At 36.8% G+C, this 23,591-nt stretch carries 21 protein-coding genes and 2 pseudogenes; 11 read left to right on the forward strand and 12 right to left on the reverse strand.

What is annotated here, in order from left to right:
- The first annotated feature begins 11 nt into the window (after window positions 1–11).
- The 5 genes from ACJRPK_RS05435 to ACJRPK_RS05455 all read left to right on the forward strand — a co-directional run bounded on the left by ACJRPK_RS05435 (window position 12) and on the right by ACJRPK_RS05455 (window position 5,755).
- A complete protein-coding gene (locus ACJRPK_RS05435; RefSeq protein ID WP_407138850.1) occupies window positions 12–458 on the forward strand; it encodes a phosphoheptose isomerase in 447 nt (148 codons plus the stop codon).
- Window positions 459–519: 61 nt separating this feature from the next.
- Window positions 520–1,311 carry a (Fe-S)-binding protein gene (locus tag ACJRPK_RS05440; protein ID WP_407138851.1) on the forward strand — a complete coding sequence of 264 codons (792 nt, stop codon included), beginning with the start codon at window positions 520–522 and terminating at the stop codon, window positions 1,309–1,311.
- Between the two features lie 116 nt (window positions 1,312–1,427).
- Window positions 1,428–1,913 (forward strand): ABC transporter ATPase, encoded by a 486-nt coding sequence (locus tag ACJRPK_RS05445; RefSeq protein WP_148783436.1) that lies wholly within the window; start codon window positions 1,428–1,430, stop codon window positions 1,911–1,913.
- A gap of 18 nt (window positions 1,914–1,931) precedes the next feature.
- On the forward strand, window positions 1,932–4,853 hold the full coding sequence (locus ACJRPK_RS05450; protein WP_407138852.1) for a glycoside hydrolase family 3 N-terminal domain-containing protein: 2,922 nt from the start codon (window positions 1,932–1,934) through the stop codon (window positions 4,851–4,853).
- Between the two features lie 17 nt (window positions 4,854–4,870).
- Window positions 4,871–5,755: an aldo/keto reductase family oxidoreductase gene (locus tag ACJRPK_RS05455; RefSeq protein WP_407138853.1), complete on the forward strand. Its 885-nt coding sequence runs from the start codon at window positions 4,871–4,873 to the stop codon at window positions 5,753–5,755.
- A 128-nt stretch (window positions 5,756–5,883) separates the two neighbouring features.
- Here ACJRPK_RS05455 and ACJRPK_RS05460 read toward each other — a convergent pair whose 3' ends face one another.
- The 6 genes from ACJRPK_RS05460 to ACJRPK_RS05485 form a co-directional block, all read right to left on the reverse strand.
- Entirely contained in the window at window positions 5,884–9,372 is a 3,489-nt protein-coding gene (locus ACJRPK_RS05460; RefSeq protein ID WP_407138854.1) for a T9SS type A sorting domain-containing protein, read from the reverse strand.
- Window positions 9,369–9,806 (reverse strand): hypothetical protein, encoded by a 438-nt coding sequence (locus ACJRPK_RS05465; protein WP_407138855.1) that lies wholly within the window; start codon window positions 9,804–9,806, stop codon window positions 9,369–9,371. The genes ACJRPK_RS05460 and ACJRPK_RS05465 overlap by 4 nt, the downstream gene beginning before the upstream one ends.
- A gap of 330 nt (window positions 9,807–10,136) precedes the next feature.
- Entirely contained in the window at window positions 10,137–10,364 is a 228-nt protein-coding gene (locus ACJRPK_RS05470; RefSeq protein ID WP_407138856.1) for a hypothetical protein, read from the reverse strand.
- Window positions 10,365–11,341: 977 nt separating this feature from the next.
- Window positions 11,342–11,878 carry an RsmD family RNA methyltransferase gene (locus ACJRPK_RS05475; RefSeq protein ID WP_407138857.1) on the reverse strand — a complete coding sequence of 179 codons (537 nt, stop codon included), beginning with the start codon at window positions 11,876–11,878 and terminating at the stop codon, window positions 11,342–11,344.
- A gap of 3 nt (window positions 11,879–11,881) precedes the next feature.
- Window positions 11,882–12,700 (reverse strand): DUF3822 family protein, encoded by an 819-nt coding sequence (locus ACJRPK_RS05480; protein WP_407138858.1) that lies wholly within the window; start codon window positions 12,698–12,700, stop codon window positions 11,882–11,884.
- On the reverse strand, window positions 12,681–13,328 hold the full coding sequence (locus ACJRPK_RS05485) for a hypothetical protein (protein WP_407138859.1): 648 nt from the start codon (window positions 13,326–13,328) through the stop codon (window positions 12,681–12,683). The genes ACJRPK_RS05480 and ACJRPK_RS05485 overlap by 20 nt, the downstream gene beginning before the upstream one ends.
- Before the next feature lie 137 nt (window positions 13,329–13,465).
- Between ACJRPK_RS05485 and ACJRPK_RS05490 the strand changes: the two genes are divergently transcribed.
- From ACJRPK_RS05490 to ACJRPK_RS05505, 4 genes and pseudogenes are all read left to right on the forward strand, one after another.
- Window positions 13,466–14,917 carry an ATP-dependent RecD-like DNA helicase gene (locus ACJRPK_RS05490; protein WP_407138860.1) on the forward strand — a complete coding sequence of 484 codons (1,452 nt, stop codon included), beginning with the start codon at window positions 13,466–13,468 and terminating at the stop codon, window positions 14,915–14,917.
- 157 nt (window positions 14,918–15,074) lie between these two features.
- Window positions 15,075–15,785, forward strand: a pseudogene (gene kdsB, locus ACJRPK_RS05495) (3-deoxy-manno-octulosonate cytidylyltransferase); the annotation flags it as partial.
- A 93-nt stretch (window positions 15,786–15,878) separates the two neighbouring features.
- Window positions 15,879–16,916, forward strand: a pseudogene (locus tag ACJRPK_RS05500) (iron-containing alcohol dehydrogenase family protein); the annotation flags it as partial.
- A 26-nt stretch (window positions 16,917–16,942) separates the two neighbouring features.
- On the forward strand, window positions 16,943–17,497 hold the full coding sequence (locus tag ACJRPK_RS05505; RefSeq protein WP_407138861.1) for a 1-acyl-sn-glycerol-3-phosphate acyltransferase: 555 nt from the start codon (window positions 16,943–16,945) through the stop codon (window positions 17,495–17,497).
- Window positions 17,498–17,575: 78 nt separating this feature from the next.
- On the opposite strand, the gene ACJRPK_RS05510 is transcribed toward ACJRPK_RS05505, so the two are convergent.
- From ACJRPK_RS05510 to rlmH, 6 genes are all read right to left on the reverse strand, one after another.
- Entirely contained in the window at window positions 17,576–18,292 is a 717-nt protein-coding gene (locus tag ACJRPK_RS05510; protein WP_407138862.1) for a YebC/PmpR family DNA-binding transcriptional regulator, read from the reverse strand.
- 112 nt (window positions 18,293–18,404) lie between these two features.
- Window positions 18,405–18,692: a 4a-hydroxytetrahydrobiopterin dehydratase gene (locus ACJRPK_RS05515; protein ID WP_407138863.1), complete on the reverse strand. Its 288-nt coding sequence runs from the start codon at window positions 18,690–18,692 to the stop codon at window positions 18,405–18,407.
- A gap of 19 nt (window positions 18,693–18,711) precedes the next feature.
- Complete coding sequence (locus ACJRPK_RS05520; RefSeq protein WP_407138864.1) at window positions 18,712–19,635, reverse strand: septum formation inhibitor Maf; 924 nt, start codon at window positions 19,633–19,635, stop codon at window positions 18,712–18,714.
- A 41-nt stretch (window positions 19,636–19,676) separates the two neighbouring features.
- A complete protein-coding gene (locus tag ACJRPK_RS05525) occupies window positions 19,677–20,264 on the reverse strand; it encodes a Maf-like protein (protein WP_407138866.1) in 588 nt (195 codons plus the stop codon).
- Between the two features lies 1 nt (window position 20,265).
- The gene (locus tag ACJRPK_RS05530) at window positions 20,266–21,147 is read right to left on the reverse strand and encodes a UbiA family prenyltransferase (protein WP_407138867.1); all 882 of its coding nucleotides are present in this window, start codon (window positions 21,145–21,147) and stop codon (window positions 20,266–20,268) included.
- A 38-nt stretch (window positions 21,148–21,185) separates the two neighbouring features.
- The gene (rlmH, locus tag ACJRPK_RS05535) at window positions 21,186–21,659 is read right to left on the reverse strand and encodes a 23S rRNA (pseudouridine(1915)-N(3))-methyltransferase RlmH (RefSeq protein WP_407138868.1); all 474 of its coding nucleotides are present in this window, start codon (window positions 21,657–21,659) and stop codon (window positions 21,186–21,188) included.
- A gap of 124 nt (window positions 21,660–21,783) precedes the next feature.
- Here rlmH and nadC point away from each other — a divergent pair, with 124 nt between their 5' ends.
- Complete coding sequence (gene nadC / locus ACJRPK_RS05540) at window positions 21,784–22,641, forward strand: carboxylating nicotinate-nucleotide diphosphorylase (RefSeq protein WP_407138869.1); 858 nt, start codon at window positions 21,784–21,786, stop codon at window positions 22,639–22,641.
- A gap of 8 nt (window positions 22,642–22,649) precedes the next feature.
- On the forward strand, window positions 22,650–23,567 hold the full coding sequence (locus ACJRPK_RS05545) for a YihY/virulence factor BrkB family protein (RefSeq protein WP_407138870.1): 918 nt from the start codon (window positions 22,650–22,652) through the stop codon (window positions 23,565–23,567).
- The last annotated feature ends 24 nt before the right edge of the window (window positions 23,568–23,591 follow it).

Below are 23,591 nucleotides of genomic sequence, written 5' to 3' on the forward strand. Positions count from 1 at the left end.
AACCCAAGATTATGAACCAGAAAGATGTAGAAAAAATATTACATGACAAAGTTGAAGAAGGAGAGCATATAAGTCCAGTATTGCCAGAAGGTATTAAAAATTATCTTATTGATATTGATGGTACTATAACCGAGGATGTTCCTAATGAAGAACCGGAACGTATGGTTACTTGTAAGCCCTTTCCTGATGCATTAGTAACACTCAATAATTGGTTTGAAGAAGGACATATTATTTGTTTTTTTACGTCTAGAACCGAAGATCATAGAGAAGTTACTGAAACCTGGCTAAAAAAGCATGGTTTTAAATATCACAGTCTTTTGATGGGAAAACCCAGAGGCGGGAACTATCACTGGATCGATAATCACTTGGTGAAAGCAACACGCTATACCGGTAAATTTACCGAGTTGGTAGAACGTGTAGTTACCATAGAGGTTTTTGATGACGGAAAACACGATTAAAGAATAAAAACGAATTGAATACGAAGTTAGTACAGCTAATTTCATATAAATAGTTACTACTATGAGCGAAACAATTAAGGTGCCAACGATGGCAGAGTATATGGCTGCAGGTAAAAAACCTGAAGTATTATTTTGGGTAGGTTGTGCCGGAAGTTTTGATGATCGGGCAAAGAAAATAACAAAGGCTTTTGTGAAATTATTGCATAATGCCAACGTTGATTTTGCTGTATTGGGAACAGAGGAGAGCTGCACCGGAGATCCTGCTAAGAGAGCCGGAAATGAATTTCTATTTCAGATGCAAGCGGTTACTAACATAGAAGTAATGAATGCGTATGAAATTAAAAAAGTAGTTACTGCTTGTCCGCATTGTTTTAATACCATAAAGAATGAATATCCTTCTTTAGGTGGAGCGTACGAAGTAATGCATCATACACAATTTTTAAAATCACTACTCGACGAAGGTAGATTGACGGTAGAAGGCGGTAAATTTAAAGGAAAACGTATTACGTTTCACGATCCCTGCTATTTGGGTAGAGCCAATGGCGTCTATGAAGCACCCCGAGATTTATTACGTAAACTCGAAGTGGAATTAGTCGAAATGAAACGTTGCAAGAAAAAAGGTTTATGTTGCGGAGCAGGAGGAGCACAAATGTTTAAGGAGCCTGAGCCTGGTAATAAAGATGTAAATATCGAACGTACTGAAGAGGCAATGGAGCTTAAACCGGATATTATTGCAGCAGGATGTCCGTTTTGCAATACGATGATGACTGATGGTGTCAAAAGTAAAGAGAAGGAAGCAGAAGTAGAGGTGCTGGATATAGCAGAACTCATTGCAAACGCTCAGGATTTGTAATAGATTTCTTTCGTAAATATAATAAAGCGTTAAAAGAGTTAATATGAAGATCATATTAACTCTTTTTTGTACAATAAAGAAAGTGAGATTTAGTTACCTTAGTAAAAAAATAATAAATGCTAGTAGAATTTAATGCGCTTCCGGAAAGCGCAAGAATATGGATTTATCAAGCTAACCGTTCGTTCTCTGAACAAGAGTTGAGCGAGATACAACAAAAGTTAGATCAGTTTTTGACGGATTGGACGGCTCATGGGGCTGATCTGAATGCCGGCTATGAGATAAAATATAAGCGCTTCATTATCATTGGTCTTGATCAGGATATAAATGCAGCAACAGGATGTTCAATCGATGCTTCGGTACGTTTCATTTTAGAATTACAGGATACGTATAACGTGGATTTATTAGATAAAATGAATGTTTCTTATAAGCAAGGGGAGTTTGTAGCCTATAAGCCCTTAACAGATTTTAAAAAAATGGCCAAAAACCGTTCGGTTTCCGCAAATACGGTCGTTTTTAATAATTTGGTAACCAATAAGGCAGAATATCTTGAAAACTGGGAAGTTCCCGCTAAAGATAGTTGGCATAGTCGTTTTATAAAATAAAATAGAATTATAATATTTATGCATAGCATAAAAAAGTACCTAACACTTTTAATTTGTTTTTTTAGTTTCATCCTCAATGCACAGAGCCAAAATCCATTGTATACAACGGATTATAAGCAACAAAAGCAATGGGTGGACAGTGTCTATAATACCATGAATCTAAAAGAGAAGATTGGTCAACTTTTTATGGTTGATGTTTTCTCATCTGATCCCAAAGAGAAAACAGACAAAATAAAACAGCTTATCTCAGAGTACCATATTGGAGGTCTCATCTTTTCAAAAGGCGGTCCCCAGCGACAAGCTAAGCTCACTAATGAATATCAGGCACTCTCAAGAATACCCTTAATGGTAGCTATGGATGCAGAATGGGGGTTGGCCATGCGTCTGGATTCCACGCATGCATTTCCGTGGAATATGACGTTGGGTGCTATTCAGGATAATAAACTAATTGAAAAAACCGGACAACAAATTGCCGAACACTGCAAACGTTTGGGAGTGCATATAAATTTTGCACCGGTCGTGGATATCAATACAAATCCGGCAAATCCAATTATCGGGAATCGATCGTTTGGTGAAACTAAAAATAATGTGACCCAAAAATCTTTAGCCTTTATGCGTGGTATGCAAAAAGAAGGTGTTTTGGCCAGCGCCAAACATTTTCCTGGTCACGGAGATACCGATAGTGATTCGCATAAAACCTTACCGACAATCAATTTTGATGCGGCACGTATTGATAGTATAGAATTGTATCCCTACCGCAGACTAATACAAAAAGGATTGTCGAGCGTTATGGTAGCACACCTTAATGTACCAAGTCTGGAAAGAAGATCTAATTTTCCTTCTTCTATTTCAGAACGTATCGTGAGTGATCTGTTAAAAGATAGTCTTGGTTTTGAAGGTTTAATTTTTACCGATGCGCTCAATATGAAGGGAGCTTCAGATTTTAAAGAACCCGGTGATATTGATTTGGCAGCCTTTCTGGCAGGTAATGATGTGTTACTGATTTCAGAAAACGTTCCGTTAGCGACTCAAAAAATGGTTTCAGCCTATTATGCCGGTCAGATAAGCGAACAACGTCTTTCTCATTCGGTTAAAAAAATATTATACGCCAAGTATAAAGTAGGATTAAATAAGTATACGCCGATTGATACACATTACTTATATGAAGAGCTAAACACCGTTCATAATAAGGTTTTACAAGAGGAACTCTTTGAAAATGCTATTACGGTAGTAAAAAATGACCGAGCGATTCTACCTGTCAAAAATTTGGATTTAAAAAAGATAGCATACGTCGCTTTAGGCGATGATACGGGAGATGCATTTGTTGAGGAGATGAATAAGTATGCGCAGGTTGATGTAATAACAGGAAGTTTATTAAGTGATATTTTGATTCAGTTGCGCGAGTACAATTATGTCGTTGTGGGTTACCATAAATCAAATGCTTCTCCGTGGAAAGAATATAAGTTTAAGGACAAAGAATTGGTTTGGCTATATGAAATTGCTCGGCTTAATACCACGGTGCTGACTCTATTCTCAAGGCCTTATGCCATGTTAGATCTTCAAACAACTACAAATTTTGAAGGTATTGTTATGGCGTATCAAAATAGCGATATCGCTCAGCAAAAAGCGGCACAAATTTTATTTGGTAGTATTGAGGCAAACGGTAAACTACCGGTTGGAGTTGGTAAAGAGTATCCGGCAGGTACCGGTATTCACACAAAAGCATTGCAACGTTTATCCTATGGTGTTCCTGAACGAGTGGGGGTAAATTCGTATAAGCTGAATAAAATAGATTCGATAATGGACTATGCGTTGTCCAATAATATGACGCCGGGAGCTCAACTGATTGTTGCACGAAAAGGAAAAGTAATTTTCAATAAGAGCTATGGTTATCACACTTATAACAAAAAGCGCGAAGTCAAATCTTCGGATATTTATGATTTAGCCTCGCTTACTAAAATTCTGGCTACGCTACCACTTACTATGGAGTTAAAAGATAAGGGAGTGATCTCTTTAGGCACCAGAATAGGTGAGATGCTGCCTTCTTTTAAAGAATCTAATAAAGAACATATAACTTTGCGATCGATGTTATCCCATTATGCAAAATTGCGTGCCTGGATTCCTTTTTATCTGCAAACTTTAGACTCGGTTACCTCAAAGCCTTCTGCCAAGTACTACAGGAATAAACCTTCAGAGCAATTTAATATAAAGGTTGCGAATCAATTGTTTTTACGAAGCGATATGAAAGATTCCTTGATGCTTCAGATACGCGATAGTGATTTGAGAGATCGCTTACGCTACAAGTACAGTGATTTGCCCTACTATATGATTAAAAATTTTATAGAGAATCATTACGGAAATTCTCTGGACGCTTTAACCTTACAGCACTTTTACAAACCTTTAGGTGCTTCTAACACCGGATACTTACCGCTTAATAAATTCGATGAAAACCGTATAGTTCCAACCGAGGACGATCAGTTTTTCAGGAAACAAGTGATTCAAGGGTATGTCCATGATCAAGGGGCGGCTATGTTTGGTGGAATAGGAGGTCATGCAGGGCTTTTTGCAAATGCCAATGATGTCGCAAAAATAATGCAGATGTATTTGAATGGAGGTTCCTATGGAGGGAAAACATTTATTAAAAAAGAAACCCTCGAGGAGTTTAATACCTGTTATTACTGCGATGACGATGTACGACGCGGTATTGGCTTTGACAAACCCCAATTAGGTGATGTTGGTCCGACCTGTGGCTGTATCTCTATGACGAGTTTTGGGCATAGTGGATTTACCGGTACTTTTACTTGGGCAGATCCTGAACAAGAGATTGTGTATGTATTTTTGAGCAATCGTACTTTTCCGGATGCTACCAATAGAAAATTAATTTCAAATGATATTCGCTCAGAAATACAACGACTTATTTACGACGCGATTATCTACTAAACATATAAACAAAGTAAATGAGGGCGTTAACAACATCAAAAATTATATCGGGATGTATGTACTGGGGCGAGTGGGGAGCAAATCTCTCAGTTATTGATACCCAAAAATTGATTGAAGGCTGTCTTGATCTTGGGGTAACCACCTTTGATCATGCAGATATTTACGGACATTATACTACCGAAAAACTATTTGGACAGGTACTGAAGGAAAATCCAGCGCTACGAGAGAATATGCAGCTGATTACCAAATGCGGAATTCAATTAATGACTCCCAACCGACCTGAAAATTCGATAAAGCACTATGCGTTGTCAAAAGCATATATAATCGAGTCTGTGGAGCAGTCATTAAAAAATCTACACACTGATTTTATTGATGTGCTGTTAATTCACAGGCCCAGCCCAATTATGGATACTCATGCAATTGCTGAAGCGTTTAATCAATTACAAAAGGAAGGCAAAGTATTACATTTTGGCGTTTCAAATTTTACTCCGAGTCAATTTGAGATGCTCAACTCGCTTTTTCCCTTAGTTACTAATCAGATAGAAATATCTGCTTTACAGTTAAATCCTTTTATTGATGGGACGTTAGATCAATGTGTACAGAAGCAGTTACAGCCCATGGCATATTCTGTATTAGCTGGCGGAAGTTTTTTTGCTAAAGAGAAAGACGAACGTGTGTCACGTGTATATAATGTGGCTGAACGTCTGGCTGATAGCCATAACGCAACAGTTGATCAGATTTTAATCGCCTGGTTACTGAAGCATCCTGCTAGGATATTGCCTATAGTAGGTTCAACAAAGATTGACAGAATTAAGTCAGCAGTTGATGCACAAGCGATTGTATTAAGTGACCAGGAATGGTTTATGATCTGGGAGGCATCTGCCGGAGAAGAGGTGGCTTGATATAAGAATATTACTGGCTTAACTATATTTAGCTACTAATAATTTATTTCTCTATACAGATAAACAAAGAACAGCTGTCTTTTGAGACAGCTGTTCTTCAATTTCTGTTAATTTTAAAACTTGTTATACTACATTAGAATAATACGTTTGGTACTCGTATACGTACCTGAAGTAATTTTAATTAAATAGATGCCACGATTTAGATTGCCTAAAGTTAGGGGTACTTCAGATGAATCGTATAGCGACATGTTTTTAGAAAACATACTGATTCCGCCAAGATTAAAAATTTCTACCATACTGTTTTTCATCGTTTGATTGGAACGAATAAAAATTTCTCCTCTTGAAATCGTAGGATATACCACAACTTCCGCATTCTTGAAGTCCGGTACTTCTTCAACCACAATTTCTGGTTCATTCTCTGCATTTATGGAACGAATCGCCCATCCGAAGGAATTAAATAAAGGATCAGAAACCAATCTAAATCGGATAGCAATTACATCGTCTACAGCAAAATAATCCAATAAATTCAATGTTTGCTCTTTAAATAAGTCATCGTTAATAGTAGGTGTCGGACTGGATTCATAAGCTTCTGTCCATTCAGGAAAGCGTTCTGCATCATACTTATCCAGTTCCACCCAGGTTTCTAAATCTTTGGTAGCCTCAATAGTTACATAGTCATAAAATGCACCCGGATTTGGGTTGAACTCGGTTAAAGCAACATCCTCATATCTAAAATTTGCAGAACTAGCAGTAACCGTAATAGGTCGTTTTAAAATAGTTCTATATTGTCTGCTGTCCTGATAATTATGATCTGCATTATTAAGGACATCTTGGCTTACGGTACTGCCGACCGTATTTATTACAAATTCGTTATTAAATGTGTATACATCGTCCGGAGTGAAGGTATTGATGACTACTTCTTCTGCGGGAGACGCAAAGGCTACTACGTTTACATCAGCTGATGATATTATGGAGCTCATTTCGTCTGAACCAATCGCCTGAAAGCCTATAGTGTGTAAGCCTTCACTCAGATCCTCAAAGACATAGCTTCCTTCAGCTCCCTGTTCTGTATTTTCTGTAATTTCGGCAACCTCTTCACCATCTAGATACACCTTTACCGCAGTAACATCGGCATTAACCTGTCGATATTTTGCAAAAATATTCTTGTTTTCTATAGCTTCTTGCTTAGCTGTAACAATCACAGGAGGTGCAAAGTAGGTGGGTGGCTCATATCCGGAAAGTTCCGAAATTTTAGCAGACCATACACCCCGACCATGAGTGGCTAAGATGACCTGGTCATTTACTATTTTCATTTGCCAAATAGAAACTGCCGGTATACCTGTTAAAAGCGACCAGTTCAAACCTCCGTCACTGGTTTCAAAAATACCAATATCGGTTCCTACCCAAATCACATTTTCATCATATGGCATTTCTATCATACTATGAATAGAAACATCCGGGAAGCCTCTATCTTCACCCAATGAAAAACCTGAAATATCTTCCCATGTCTGACCTAAATCTTCAGTTTTAAGAACCTTTGCAGCTCCCTGACCACCAAATAGGGCATAGGCTCTATTTTCATTGGTAGGAGAGGTTTCTAATCCTGCCATAAAATAATTATGAGACCGATCCGGTCTTGGGTCTACGAAAGTGTTTGTTTTTTCGAAGGTACTTCCGTTGTCTTTTGATACATGTAATGCAAAGCTTCCGCTTTCAGTCATGGCGCTACCAGCCCAAACAATATCTGGATTCGCAACAGATACAGATGCATCTAACGCACTGGTGGCATTGGAACCAGGATTGTATGCTGAGGGTATTGCTGTAAGATTCCAAGTTTCAGCAAAATCAGTAGATCTCCATATTCCGCTAATTGACACACTAAATAACACATCAGGATTGTTAGTAGAGCTTACTATTTTTGTGTAAAATGGAGAAGTGCCTGCTCCTGATTCCGGATGTCTCGCATTGAACCCTCTTCCGTTCACATATCTCACATAACCATTATATTGTGATCCACCTATGAACTTATTGGGATCATTATAATTCCAAAGACTTTCGAATCCGTCTCCGCCAATTGCTCTCAGGTATGAGGTGGCTTCATCTGCCGTCCCGCCCGTAAAAGATATCCACGTCCCGTTGTCCTGTGCTCCGGCAATATAATCGTCAGCTCCATTACGTTTATCAGCTCCGTAAAATTGAGTGTTATTTAGACCAAATGCAGCTTGCGACCAGTCTCCTTCTGTAGTTCCAGGATCGCTTAAGTAATCAGTCGAATATACCCCACCGTCATTTCCTAAGATAAGTCTGAATTTTTTTTCAGCTTCATCTATCTGAAAAAATAGGCTATGTTGATCCACATGTACATAATCATTGAGTTCGTTATTATAACCTGCGGCTATAGGCTCAAAGGTAAAGGCGGCACCCCTTTTAGGACTTCCTGTGATGGTTACCTTATACATGACAACTCCGCCGGCATAAAAGATATTCTTATCAAAAGGATGTGCTGTAATAATATTGTCGTACCAACCTTGACCAGTAATTAAATTAGCAGCGGCAGGATTTCCATTGAACCCTAAAAGCTGAAAACTGTTACCGGCATCTTGCGAAACATAAAAATCGGTGTTTACCGCTACTGTAGCAGCTCCCCCCGGGGTGTATACCGAAAGATATACAACATTGGGATCCACTGGTGATATATCTAATTCGAAACGTTGATGGTTTGGATTGTAGTTAGCTTTGTCAAACACAAGGTTCCAGCTTAAACCTCCGTCCACACTTTTGATCACTCCCACACCATTAACTCCTGCATACTGTATATTAAAATTTCCCGGAGCATAATCTAGATCCTGTACATTCCCGCCATTATATGTTTGATTAAAAGTTAGGCCACCATCTTGAGTCACATACACACCATTATTACTAGCTACGATCAGATTGTTACAGTTTTGAGGATTCACAGCGAGTCGGCCGATTCCTCCAAAATCCTTAGTATTTTCAAGGTAGTTCCATGAATTACCGGCATCATTGGATTTTAATAAACCAATTCCGCCAACAGCATCCAGATTACCAAAAGGTTCTCCTGTACCCACATAGACAGTTTCCGGACATACCTGACTAATGGCAATTGTAGATGTTGATAAACTAGGAATTTTATAATCAGTAAGATTTTTGAATGTATTTCCGGCATCATCTGTTACCCAGATACCACCGCCAACAGTACCTATATACCATCTGTCGCTATTGTTGGGAGCAGCCACCACGCGTCGTATTCTACCGGGGACGTTGACTGGACCTCGTTCTTTCCATGTGACATTAGATACCGAACTTCTCAGCGTATTATTTGCAGCTTTTTTCAAAGCTTTTTGATGTTCGGTCATTAAGTAACCGTCCTTATAAGTAGACTCGACGGCATCTATCGGTTTCATTAAATTAGCCTGATATTCGGCTATAATTTCAATTCCTTTTATTGAATTGTGGTCTTTCTTTTTTTTCTTTTGTTCAAGAACCTTAATCGGTTCCGGAGCAGTTATTTCCTGCTGTTCTGATTGATTGCACGAAAGAAGTGCAGCAAAGGAAAAAATTGTAATAAGCCTGAGAAAGTAAAATTTGCGTGTCATAAAGTATCCAGTTTAATAATTATTATATCTGTTTGATTTTTATTTTTGGATTTCAGAAAGTCTTCAGGATTGTCAGAAGAAGGTTTTTGTTCTATTCCCACATAAGGAATTAATTTGAGAGAGTTTTTGTCGTTCCAAGTCACGAGTTCTCCTCTAAAAGTTCCTTGCTTGAGCAGTGTTTGATCCGTAGTATTAAAAACGCTGTATGCGAAATGTGCTGCTGGATCACCTTGCTTACGCACTTCTTTTACAACTAATTTCATCGTTTTATCACCGTTTAATTTGGTAGTGGTGATTGTGTCCTGAAAATTCATTGTAGCTATGGGTAAGACTGATGTGGTTGCAGAAGATTGTTTTTCGGAAGTTTTACACCCATAAAAAAACATAGGAAAGATGATAAAGAATAGTATGACATTTGAAGTGTTAGAATTCATCTGGTTATAAGATACTATCAGGAAATTCATTCCTATGAATATCCATGCTTAGAGTAACCAAAGTTCTATAGCGATTGGGAAGTGATTGTAAAATATAGATATCAAAATTGTAAGCTATTTATCTATACTATTTACGATTATGAATATACGTATAAAAACTTAATTCAATACGTTAAATATTTCATAATAAGATGATTATAACAAAAAGGTGAAAGGGGCTAAAGTAGGAGTAAAGCTCGTTTTTCTTATTTTTAAAAAATAAAAGGTCTGGTGTTTGAGGCCAGACCTTAATCGTATTTATTTCATGTATTTTTTACTTTAATTAAAGCACTAAAACCCACAAATTGGTTGTGTACCATCGCTACAATACTGATCGCAAGGAACTCTTACACTGTTCCCATTTTCATAGCAAATACCAGTATTAGAACTGCTACCACCGCCGCCGGATCCGCCACCACCATCACCACCAATTGGATCTGGATTTCCTCCTTTAATTTTAGCTTGACCAGCTTTTGAAATAGTTTTCATTTCAGATAATTCTAAAAAAATAGACTTCATATAAATTGGTTTTAAAAGATTAGACGATAATTCTATTCATTTTATCGTATCAATAAAATTTTCAATAGCAATATAGCAAAAAGAGATATACAACAGATACGGGTTGAACGCAATATTTGTATGGGACATGTAACAAACGCTACCAATGTTATTAAGCGCAGGCTAGTTTAATGGTTGTAATTTGTGCAAAAGTCGATTTGTAGTGTTAATTGTAAAATAGTTTAAAAGCTCGCTAGCGCTCGTTTGTAACGAGTGCTGTCAATTAATACCTTAATCTACGACTAATTGTAGTAGAGATTTGCAGTTCACAAATAGTATATATGATAGTAAGTAACATTTATTATATCGTTTTTTTATCTATGTTTGGAGAAGTTGAATAATGATACCACTAGTCACAGATTAGCGGCAGCGGGGGCAAGTAAAGGCTATGGTATCGTTTTTTTATCTATGTTTGGTGAAGTTAAATAATGATACCACTAGTCACAGACTAGCGGCAGCGGGATGATTGGTAGGTAATAAGCTATACAATTAAATTACTTCCAATTGTACGTGTAGATCTCAACAAGGCTAAAAAATGGTACAAAGATGAAAATGAAAGCTTAGCCGCAGAATTCAAAACTGAAGTTGAAAAAGAGATAGATTATATAGTATAACACCCAGAACAATATCAGTTGAAATATAGAGAGTTACGAAAATCCTTAGTAACTCGTTTTCCATACGCAATCTTTTATCTAGTAGAAGAGGAATTAAAGCAAATTGTAATTTTTGGAGTTTTGCATACCAGTAGAAATCCAGAAATAGCTAGGAAACGCTTGACTAAATAATCTCATTGAAGCTAGTTTGTTACTCAGGCGCTATTAAAACAGTGAAAAATACAAAGTAACGACTAGACTGTGATGAGTAACGGTAAAGATTTGAGATTACAAACAATAATATTATCTAAAATAGGTTTCCTTTTAAAACACCTACCTAAAACCCTATTTTTTAAAAAAGCTAAACACAGAACCTCCATATTTTCGGGCTTGGCTAAAATGCGGAGAAGCACTAAGATCTGTATGCTTTGAGTGTTCGATAATTAATACGCCATCATCGAGTAAAAGTTCATTTTGAAAAACCAATTCGGCAATTTTGATAAATTGCTCAGTAGCAAAATCATAGGGTGGATCTGCAAAAATTAAATCCGCTTGTTGCTTCACTTTTTCCAAATAGGCATAGACATCACTTTTTATGGTTTGGATTGGTAATTCCAGTTCTTCAGCGGTTTTTTTTATATACCCTACACAACCATAATGTGCATCTACAGCCGTGATTTGCTTGGTTCCGCGAGAACCAAACTCATAACTTATATTGCCGGTACCGGCAAATAAGTCCAATACGGTGAGTTGAGAAAATGTATAGGTATTATTGATAATATTGAACAAGGCTTCTTTTGACATATCTGTCGTAGGACGTACAGGTAACTTTTTTGGTGCTTGTAAACGTCTTCCTTTATACATTCCCGAGATAATACGCATAGACTAATAATTTAATAAAGTGAAATAATGATGTGGAGTACTATCAGTAGTATTTAGAATTTTAGCCTTATTATCAGGAGTACCTACGCTTAAATGACGGATGTATTGATAAGCTATTAAATAATATGGGTCGTCTTTGGTAATAGTGCCCAAAAAGATTAATTCAAAAACTTCCGGATTAAAACTGAGTTGTTCTACAACAAACATAAGATAATACAAAAAATCCTCTTTTGACTCGCAGCTAAAGGTATTACACAATAGCAGCTTTCCTTTTTCAAAAGCAATGCAATCAAAGGATACTGTATGGATATTAACATAGATACGTTGCGTTGTCGCATGCTTTTCATAACCAGATAAGGTATCAACCAAAATAGTGGTGGAGTGCTTATAGGTAAAACTACCAAAGTTCTCAAAAAAGTAATTATTGATATTAGCATACGGCACATATACAATTACCATATCACGTTGTGGCAGTTCATCAAAAGCGATAAAATCAGTATCCAATACCTTTATATTAGTACTTAGATACTCCTTGAGCATTCCTTCATCAAATAAAGGAGCGGGAACCAGTGTGTAAAGATCATTTTGATAAATTACTTCAATGGTCTTAAAATCTGCCTGCAATTCCTCTAACTCGTCAAAATATCCCTTGATTTTGTCTAACACCAGTTCTGGAGAAAGTTGCATGTCAAAGCTTTTTGACACCAGTGTTAAAACCTCGTTATCGCTGTTTTTGCAACAAAAAGAAAGTCCATTCAGGCTAACCTGAATGGACAATGTATAGACTGTATCGTCTGTTATCTTATTGATCGTTTGCGCCATAGGTCTTTGGCCAGTTACCAGTTGTATTAACTTCTTCCATAGAACCTACAGATAAATAAGGTCCATTAACACCATCAGCAGAACGTACTTCTTTTTCTTGAAGAACAAGATCTCTATCCTGATCGTGTAAAAGCACATCTTTAGAAACCTTAGCCTCAAAAACAGCGATGTTTAAACCATTTTTGTTAAGGTAACCAGCGTTAAGCTCGTACATCGCATCAGTACCCTCAACAGGAACTTTCATCATATTTTTATAACGATCTGTACCACCAAATAATGAATCTCTAACAGAAGCGTACCCAAGGGTATCCACCACTACCGTATCTTTTGGCTCATCAATTCGTAATACTTTGTTGTAACGAATAAAACTTGAATCTCTACGTTGCGTCAACGTAAATTTAGCCGTGTCTACAAAAGCGATTAATTTGGCAGGATCTTTCTGGAACTTACCAACAACAGTTTTATGAGCCAGTTCAGCATTTCGAATATCTTTTAGATTTTCAATTGCTTTAGCGTATCTCGCCTGTTTAATTTTATTGAACTTTACAGGACCATTAATCGAATTGAATACCAAGTATCCTAAAAATCCGATAACCACCCATAGAACTAATTGAATAACAATTTTCATTTTATGATATAGCTTTTAAACATTAGTGTATACGCAAATCTACAATTTTTTTTCAATCGTAAAAGTTTATAGCCAAAAAATCATTAGTATCTTTGATTTATTAATTGAAACAAGAACCAATCACTCATAAAAATTCAATGCGGGAAACAGAATTTTATCAAGAATTAAAAAAAGATTTCCCTTTCGAACCCACTCTAAAACAGGATATTGTTCTTCAAAAGCTAGCTTCTTTTTTACTCACAGGCACCAAAGATGCGCTGTTTTTGTTAAAAGGGTATGCTGGAACCGGAAAAACAACCTTAATAGGTACAGTGGTCAAAAATCTGTGGAAAGCAAAGCTCAATGCGGTATTATTAGCCCCTACAGGTCGTGCTGCAAAAGTGATTAGCAACTATTCTGGCAGGCAGGCTCAGACGATTCATCGCAATATTTACTATCCTAAAAAGACGGGTAGTGGGGGATTAGCCTTTCAACTGAAACAAAATAAAAGTCGTAATACTGTCTTTATTGTTGATGAAGCTTCGATGATTTCGGACACAGCTACTGATAGTAAATTGTTTGAAAACGGTTCGTTGTTGGATGATTTAATGCTATATGTATACTCAGGACACAATTGTAAAATATTATTTATCGGAGATACAGCGCAGTTACCCCCGGTCAAATTAGAGGTGAGTCCGGCATTGGATCCGGATACCTTATCCCTTGGATTTAATAAAGAGGTAACGCAAATCGAATTAGACGAAGTAGTACGACAGGCAGAGGATAGTGGTATTTTAATGAATGCTACGCGATTACGAGAGGCACTCAACGATGGATTTTATGATTCTTTTCAGTTTGAAATTGCAGGATTCCCGGATATTGTACGTTTGATCGATGGGCATGAGATTATGGATGCACTAAATGATGCGTATGCGAACTCGGGCCATGAAGAATCTGTAATTATTTTGCGTTCTAATAAAAGAGCCAATCTGTATAATCAGCAAATCAGAACACGTATTCTGTTTCAGGAAGAGGAATTGTCTTCCGGAGATTACTTGATGGTCGTTAAGAATAACTACTATTGGCTGGATACTAAAAGTGAAGCAGGATTTATTGCCAACGGAGATATTATTAAAATATTAGAAATCTTTGCGATTAAAGAGTTGTATGGTTTTCGCTTTGCGGAAGTAAAAGTGAGTATGGTGGATTATCCGGATCAACAACCGTTTGAGACAGTACTTATTTTGGACACGTTGACAACGGAAACACCTTCGCTTACCTACGAAGAATCCAATCGCTTGTATCAGGAGGTACTGAAGGATTATGAAAATGAAAGTTCAAAATACAAGAAGTTTCTAGGCGTCAAAAATAATAAGTTCTTTAACGGGCTACAGGTTAAATTTTCCTATGCCGTTACCTGTCATAAATCACAGGGTGGTCAATGGGACCAGGTATTTATAGAGCAGCCATATTTACCTGATGGTGTATCCAAAGACTATTTGCGTTGGCTGTATACTGCGGTTACCCGTGCAAAACAAAAACTTTATCTCATAGGTTTTAAAGATGAATACTTTGTGGAAAAAGGTAATACAACTGCATTATGGAGATAGTTCATGTAGAGCAGGAATGTACACCAATCAATAAGTTATAGGCTCGTTGAATTACAAGAAACAAGGGATAAAAGCCCAAAATACTCAAATAAATACCTTATTTTTGGCGGTATAAAAAGCAAAACTAGTGAACAAAAATAAACTCAGAACCATTGCCATGATTCCGGCTCGGTTTGCGGCTACCCGATTCCCCGGTAAGTTAATGAAAGATTTAGAAGGAACCTCTGTAATTCTTCGCACCTATCAGGCAGCTGTCCGATCAGAACTCTTTGAGGCGGTGTATGTGGTTACCGATAGTAAGATCATTTTTGACGAAATTACCACCAATGGCGGTCAAGCTATCATGAGTATAAAAGAACATGAATGTGGGAGTGATCGTATTGCTGAAGCGGTAGCTGATATGGATGTTGATATTGTGGTGAACGTTCAGGGTGACGAACCTTTTACAGATCGGGAAAGTCTGGAAAAAGTACTTAATGTATTTCATGGAGAAGATGCTGATCGTATTGATTTGGCCAGCGTGATGAAACCGATGACTGAGTGGGATGATATCTTAAATCCTAATAGTGTAAAAGTAATAGTGGATAAGGATAATTATGCGCTTTATTTTTCAAGAGCACCCATACCATACCCTCGTGATAAAGAAGTAGACACAACATATTATAAACATAAAGGTATTTATGCCTTTAGAAAAGAAGCTATTTTAGATTTTTATAAGCTTCCTATGCGAACCCTTGAAGCCTCAGAAAAGGTGGAATGTATTCGCTATTTGGAATACGGTAAAAATATTAAAATGGTAATAACACACCATGAAGGTGTAGAAATCGATACCCCAGAAGATTTAGAAAAAGCAAAACGAATTATTAAAAAAGAAAATCTTTTGAGTACAACAACTACCACTCAACCGTGTGCTACTATAGCTACACATAAGAACTTTCCGATGGTACCTCGCGTAGTCTTCGGGAATGGGTCCTTTAACCAAATCGACAGTATTCTGGCAACAGAACGGAAAGGCTTGTCACCATTTGTGTTTTTAGTCGATGATGTTTTTAAGAACAACATGGCTTTTATCGAAGATCGTTTAGCCCTTAAAAATGGAGACAAAATAATCTACGTTTCTACTAAAGAGGAACCAAAAACATCACAAGTAGATACTCTGGTTCAAGAAATTAAGGATAAATATATTCTACCTAGCGGTATTATCGGTATCGGTGGTGGATCGGTGTTGGATTTAGCCAAAGCTGTATCCATTATGTTGTCTAACCCGGGAAGTGCCGCAGATTATCAAGGCTGGGACTTGGTTAAGAACAAAGCAGTCTATCATGTGGGTGTGCCTACAATATCAGGAACAGGGGCAGAAGTCTCTCGTACGACCGTACTTACAGGTCCGGATCGTAAACTAGGGATTAACTCAGATTATACGCCCTTTGATCAGGTAATTTTAGATCCTGAATTGATTGAGAACGTACCAAATGATCAATGGTTTTATACAGGAATGGATTGTTATATTCATTGTGTAGAATCTTTAAACGGTACTTATCTCAACGCTTTTAGCCAGAGTTATGGAGAGAAAGCGTTAGATTTATGTAAAGAGATTTTTTTAGATGGATCATTGGATAAAAATGATGCTGATGCAAAATTGATGATGGCTTCTTGGCACGGCGGTATGAGTATTGCCTATTCTCAAGTAGGTGTTGCGCATGCCATGAGTTATGGTCTCGCTTATGTTTTAGGAACCAAACACGGAATCGGTAATTGCATCGTTTTTGATAAATTAGATGCATACTATCCGGAAGGAGTGGCGCTTTTTAAAGAAATGAAAAAAGTACACAATATTACCTTACCTACGGGCATATGTGCTGATGTAACTGAAGAACAACTTGATACCATGACCGCTGTAGCTTTAAGTCTTGATCCTCTGTGGGAAAATGCATTAGGTGCAGATTGGAAGGATAAAGTGAATGCCGATGTTCTTAAAGCAATTTACCGAAAGCTTTAAACTAAAAAATAAGAAGACTACACCATATGCAGAAAATCTCATCATTTATTTATCATAAAATATTGGGGTGGAAAATCATTGGAGATTTTAGTGCTGATACTGTTAAGAAATGTGTTGTAATTGCAGTACCACATACCAGCTGGCATGATTTTTATATAGGCCTTTTATTACGGCAGATCTGCGGAATAAAAATTAGTTTTATGGCCAAAAAAGAATTATTCAGATGGCCACTGGGATTATATTTTAGAAAAGTAGGAGGGATTGCATTGGATCGAACTCCGGGACAAAATAAGGTGGAAGCAATAGCTAAAGAATTTGAGAAGCGGGATGAACTTCGTTTAACCTTAGCACCCGAAGGAACCCGAAAAAAGGTAACTGAATGGAAAACGGGTTTTTATTTTATAGCCAAAGCGGCAAATGTACCAATCATTATGGTCACCTTTGATTTTGAAAAGAAACAAAATCATATTTCAAAACCGTATTATCCAACCGGTGATATGGAAGAAGACTTAACTACGATGTATAAGTTTTTTGAAGGGGTACAAGGAAAAGTTAAAGCCTATAGTTTTGATCCAAAATAATAAGTAATATTATTTAAAAATAAAAAAAAAGCGCGGAACCAATTGGATTCCGCGCTTTTAACTTTATAGGATATAGCGTTATGCTGATTCTTCCATGGTATGGTAGACATTTTGAACGTCTTCGTCTTCTTCAATCTTCTCAAGGAGTTTCTCGACATCAGCTGCTTGCTCTTCGGTTAGTTTTTTGGTCACCTGCGGAATTCTTTCAAATCCGGAAGATAAAATTTCAATCTCCCTACGTTCTAATTCTTTCTGAATAGCACCAAAACTTTCAAAAGGGGCATAAATTAAAATTCCGTCATCATCCTGAAAAACTTCCTCTGCACCAAAATCGATAAACTCAAGCTCTAATTCTTCAGGATCGATTCCCTCACCGGCAACTCTGAAATTACAAGTGTGGTCAAACATAAATTCTACCGAACCGGAAGTACCTAAGTTTCCGTCACATTTATTAAAATAAGAACGTATATTGGCAACAGTACGATTATTATTATCGGTAGCTGTTTCTACCAAGATAGCAATACCATGCGGTGCATAGCCTTCAAAAAGCACTTCTTTGTAATCGCCCTGATCTTTGTCTGAAGCTCTTTTGATAGCACGTTCTACGTTATCCTTTGGCATATTTACTGCCTTGGCATTTTGAATAACAGCACGCAATTTTGAATTAGAATCAGGATCAGGTCCGCCTTCTTTCACCGCCATTACGATATCCTTACCTATACGTGTAAATGCTTTGGCCATTGCAGACCATCGTTTCATTTTTCGTGCTTTTCTAAATTCAAAAGCTCTTCCCATATGCTAAATTTTAATTTGTGTTACAAACATAAGCAGAATGCCCTTTTTTAACAAACTCTGCTCTATGATTTTAAAAGCCACTTTTTTGGAGCTATATTTTCAGAAATACCGCTTACTCGTCGCCCTCAATAATTTGATCTATCGTTTTAGCTAATTGTATATCTTTTGTTGTAATACCACCGGCATCATGTGTTGTAAGAGTAATCATCAATTTATTATACACATTTGACCAATCAGGATGATGATTTTGTGCTTCTGCTTCAAAAGCGATGCGCGTCATCACAGAAAAGGCATCCTTAAAATCGTTAAACTCGAAGGTTGTGTGAATTGCATTTTCATGATATTCCCATTCTTTCAAGTCTTTTAAAGCACTTTTTATCTCTATTTCTGTCATTTTCATAGCGTGTCTACTTATAGTTTTAATTTAATTTAAGGGTGTCTCGCAAGGCATCATGCCGTGTACCGTTTTTACTCCAATAATCTGAAGTTATAGTTTTTAAACGCGTAGCTTTGGTTACTAATGCATCTGTAGTATCAGTTAAGCTATACCGTTCAGTCCAGGATTCAATTTCATATGGAAATTTGTTGGAAAAAGTAATAGCTAAACTTCTGCTGAGTTCGGGGTATGTAATGGTATACGTGCTAAAATCTTGTTGCTTTTCTATTTTTGCGTTTGCAGAATAAGGCTGTATCTCTTTGTGAAATAACCTGCAATATTCAAAAGATGGAATGATAAATAATTCGCCTTGTGGCATGTCGTTCGGAGCTATACGAAGCTTTGTCCATAGTTCGTTTTCTAGGATAGTTTTTTTCAAAGAAAACGTTTGATCCGCTTCACCTTGAAAATAGGAATGCGATAAAATTTCGAATTTTTCTTTAGTATTCAATTGAGCATATACCTGTCCGCACCATTCCTGTATGGAGCTGCTTATTTTTAGCGCGTGTTGATTGTCAGAAACAGGATAAAAGGTACTTTGCATAATCGAATAAGGATAAATCCCGGTATTGAATTTTTTAGTTGCATTTAGTTTGAGCACGGATACGGTAGATGCGCTCTTTTGATTCGCTTTTACCTGAATGTCGGGCAAAAAATCTTCAGTCACATAGATCAATGCAGCTGTTCCTTTGCGAAGCTCCCCATAACGTACCTGTTCTAATGCGTACGAGGTGATTTCGGCTTTACCGGCATACCAATAGTTCTTAAACTCTTCGGAAAGTTCTTTTTCTGTTGCTAAGGTATTTTCCACAGGAAGTATAGAAGCAATAGAAGTATCTGTAGTGTCTGTAGTTTTTTTATCGCAACTCACTAGACTCAAGCACAATAAACTGATTAAAATACGCATGACCGGATTAATTTTTTAATGAATCTCAAATTACAATAATCTCAGGATTTGGCAAGTTCAATTAACGTTTCATACACAATATGTGTAGGTAAGCCCATGACGGTAAAGAAACTACCGGTTATAGAAGTAATACCAATATATCCGATCCATTCCTGTATTCCGTACGCTCCGGCTTTATCCAAGGGCTTGTGGGTCTCTACATAGTACTCAATCTCTTGATCCGTAAGTGTTTTGAAGGTAACCTGAGTAGTATGATGTTTTACGATTGTTTTAGTCGCAGTTTTAAAACATACAGAGGTAATTACTTCGTGTGTTTGATTCGACATAGATCGTAACATTGTTTTGGCTTCGTCCAATGTTTTTGGCTTACCCAAAGCCTCCTCATTATGCCACACAATAGTATCACTGGTAATAAGGATTTCTTGTGGGTCAAGTTCATTAAATGCTTCAGCTTTTAATTCGGCTAAATAGTTGGATATTGCTTCACGTTTGAGATGCTCAGGATATATTTCTTCAACCTCTCGTACATCTATCTTAAAATCAATTCCAAGTTCCTTAAAAAAATGATGTCTTCTGGGCGAACCTGAAGCGAGAATGACTGTGTGATTATTCAGAAATGATTGTATCATATTAAAGAAGAATATATTGGTATAAAAATAAAGATCCGGCCGCTATAAAAAGGATGATTTGTAATACGCCTGTCAACTGTTTTATTGATTTGTTAGAGGTAACGATCCATGATTTGATAGCTACATAGAGCAGCGGAGCTACGATACCAATCAATACTAAAAACACAGCTAAGCTATTAGAAAATAGATAGCTATATAAGTAATAAATGACCCCGGCAACAGGTAGTATTGTAAGCGCACCAACAAGCTGAAGCGTACGATCTTTGCCTAAAACAAGGGCAACTGTTTGTTTTCCTTGACGATGATCGGTATCCATTGTGGTACAGGCTACTAACATTTTTCGGATAACCACCACCATAAAACCAAAGAATGCATAATCCAAAAGAATTGAGAAGATTACTTTTTGAGAAGCCTGATTGTTTGCGTTCAAAACGGGAATCAAATCAAAAATTCCAACAATCAGAATAGGAAGCATGCTTAAGAGGCCTATTACCAGAATGTTGACTACCACGATATTTTTTAGATAAATACTGTAACTATAATAAAGGCCCGAGGCAATGATAAATAATGCTGCAAAACCGGGTCTACCAATAATATTTGATAAATAGAAGCCAAGTCCGACTCCGAGTATATTTAGCGCAACAAAAAAACGATTGATAAAGCGTTCAGAGAATACGCGAGTACTACTGTTGCTGTTTTGAAAGTTTAGCGCATTGCCACCGGCAGCAATCGACAGGGTTGCAATTAGTAAAAGTATAAAACCATATCCATTGAGTGTGATCGCAACATCAAAAGGTCGAAATAACCCAAATTTGATTGCAATTTGCACAAGTAATATGAGAAGCAAGGATTCAATTTTGATAAGTTTGAGGTAGTGATTCATAAAATTAGCATATAAATTAGACTTGGTGGGTTCGTATATTAACGGTGATGATACGGTTCGTTCTTTAAAATTGTAAAGGCACGATATATCTGTTCGATAAAAAATAATCGAATCATTTGATGAGAAAAAGTCATTTTGGACAAGGATAATTTTCCATTGGCACGGGCATACAACGCATCACTAAAACCATAAGGACCGCCAATTACAAATACTAATTGCTTTATTCCGCTATTCATGTGCTTTTGCAGGTATTCTGAGAAAGCTACAGAACTATATTGTTTTCCTCCTTCATCTAACAAAATTAAGGTATCGGCAGTTGTTATCTTGTCCAGAATCAAGGAGCCTTCTTTATCCTTCTGTTGTGTTTCACTTAAGTTTTTTGCCTTTTTTAGATCCGGAATAATTTCTAAAGAAAATTTGACATAAAAACTCAAGCGTTTTACATAATCAGCAATTAATTGAGTTAAAGCTTTATCATCTGTTTTGCCGATGGCTAAGATTTTAATATGCATATAATTGTTTAAACGATGCGCTAATAAATTAGGTGATACGAAGATAAAATATTCAGAAAAACAACTACCGGAGCGAAGCTACTGTTCTTATCTTTTTTTACTTTAGCAAAAATAACTATTCAATATGATTAGCAAAGCGCAATTTGAGAAAGAAATAGAATTAATCATCAGTAATGCAATTAGAGAAGATGTAGGGGAGGGAGATCACAGTTCGCTGGCATGCATACCTGATACAGCAAAAGGAAAAGCCAAGTTATTGGTCAAGGATGAAGGTATCTTGGCGGGAGTGGAATTTGCGAAACAGGTTTTTGCCTACGTGGATCCAACCTTAGAGATAGAAGTTCTGCTAAACGATGGAGATCAGATTAAGTATGGTGATATTGCTTTTTATGTTCACGGAAGTTCTCAATCTATTCTCAAAGCAGAACGCTTAGTGTTGAATGCGATGCAGCGCATGAGTGCTATTGCAACAAAAACCAATCATTTCGTCAGTTTATTGGAAGGAACAGGTACAAAAGTTCTTGATACTCGTAAAACCACGCCTGGAATTAGAGCTTTGGAAAAATGGGCGGTTAAAATTGGTGGGGGTGTAAATCATAGGTTTGCATTGTATGACATGATTATGCTTAAGGACAATCATATTGATTTTGCGGGAGGAATTGATGAAGCTATTGAGCTTACGAAGATGTATTTGAAGAATAACAATTTAGATTTAAAAATAATCGTAGAAGCACGAGATTTAGAAGAAATAAATGCAATTTTAAAAGCAGGTGGGGTATATCGAATTCTTATTGACAATTTTAATTACGAAGACACTAAAAAAGCAGTTGAATTAATAGGAGACAAATGTCTCACAGAATCCAGTGGTGGTATCAATGAGGAAACAATTCGTAAGTACGCCGAGTGCGGAGTGGATTATATCAGTAGCGGAGCGCTAACACATTCGGTATATAATTTAGATCTTAGTTTGAAAGCTGTATAGTCATAAGCATGTCAAAAACTATTGAAGATAAATTAGAAAAGATTCCAGGAATTAATTTTTTGGTTAGAACCGGTAAAAAAATTATTCTACCAGGCTTTGAAGGGTTATCACTATACGATCTGTTTGAAATTTATTTTCTTGGGATCCTTAAAGGCACTTTCTCTGCTCGGGCGAGCGCGATTTCTTGGAGTTTCTTTTTATCCTTGTTTCCCTTCTTACTTTTTCTTCTAAATTTGATTCCCTATCTTCAGATTGAAAATTTTCAGGAAAACCTTTTCGAATTTATAAGTGGTGCATTGCCCAGACAATCAGCAATTTTTTTTAAAGGAATTTTTGATGATATTGCCTCCAATCCAAGAGGAGGCTTACTATCAACGGTTTTTATTTTATCACTTTTTTTGATGACCAATGGGATTAATGCAGTATTCTCAGGTTTTGAATACTCCTACCATGTCACGCTCAATCGTAGTTTTATACGGCAATATTTAGTAGCATTAGGAGTCTCTCTAATAGTGGCATTGTTGTTGTTAATTACTGTAGTAGGTACTTTGTATCTCACGTATTTGGTAGATAATTTAAGTCGGTTGGGAATGGTTAGTGATACTTTATTGTGGTTAACTATAGGTAAATATGGATTGTTGGTTATTATGATTTTTTTGATAACCGCTACTTTGTTTTATTTTGGAACTACGGAGGGTAAAATGAATCGATTTTTCTCTCCTGGAGCATTTTTAACTACAATCTTAATTATTATAACTACGTATTTATTCGGAGTCTATATTGATAATTTTTCAAATTATAATCAATTATATGGTTCTATTGGAGCTATGTTAATATTGATGATTTATATTTGGCTTAATTCAAATATTTTACTGTTGGGTTTTGAGCTTAACGCTTCATTGACTAAATTACGTAAGAATTTCTAACACAAACACAAACACATCTAACAC

Source organism: Aquimarina sp. 2-A2 (assembly GCF_045505135.1).
Lineage (GTDB): Bacteria > Bacteroidota > Bacteroidia > Flavobacteriales > Flavobacteriaceae > Aquimarina > Aquimarina intermedia.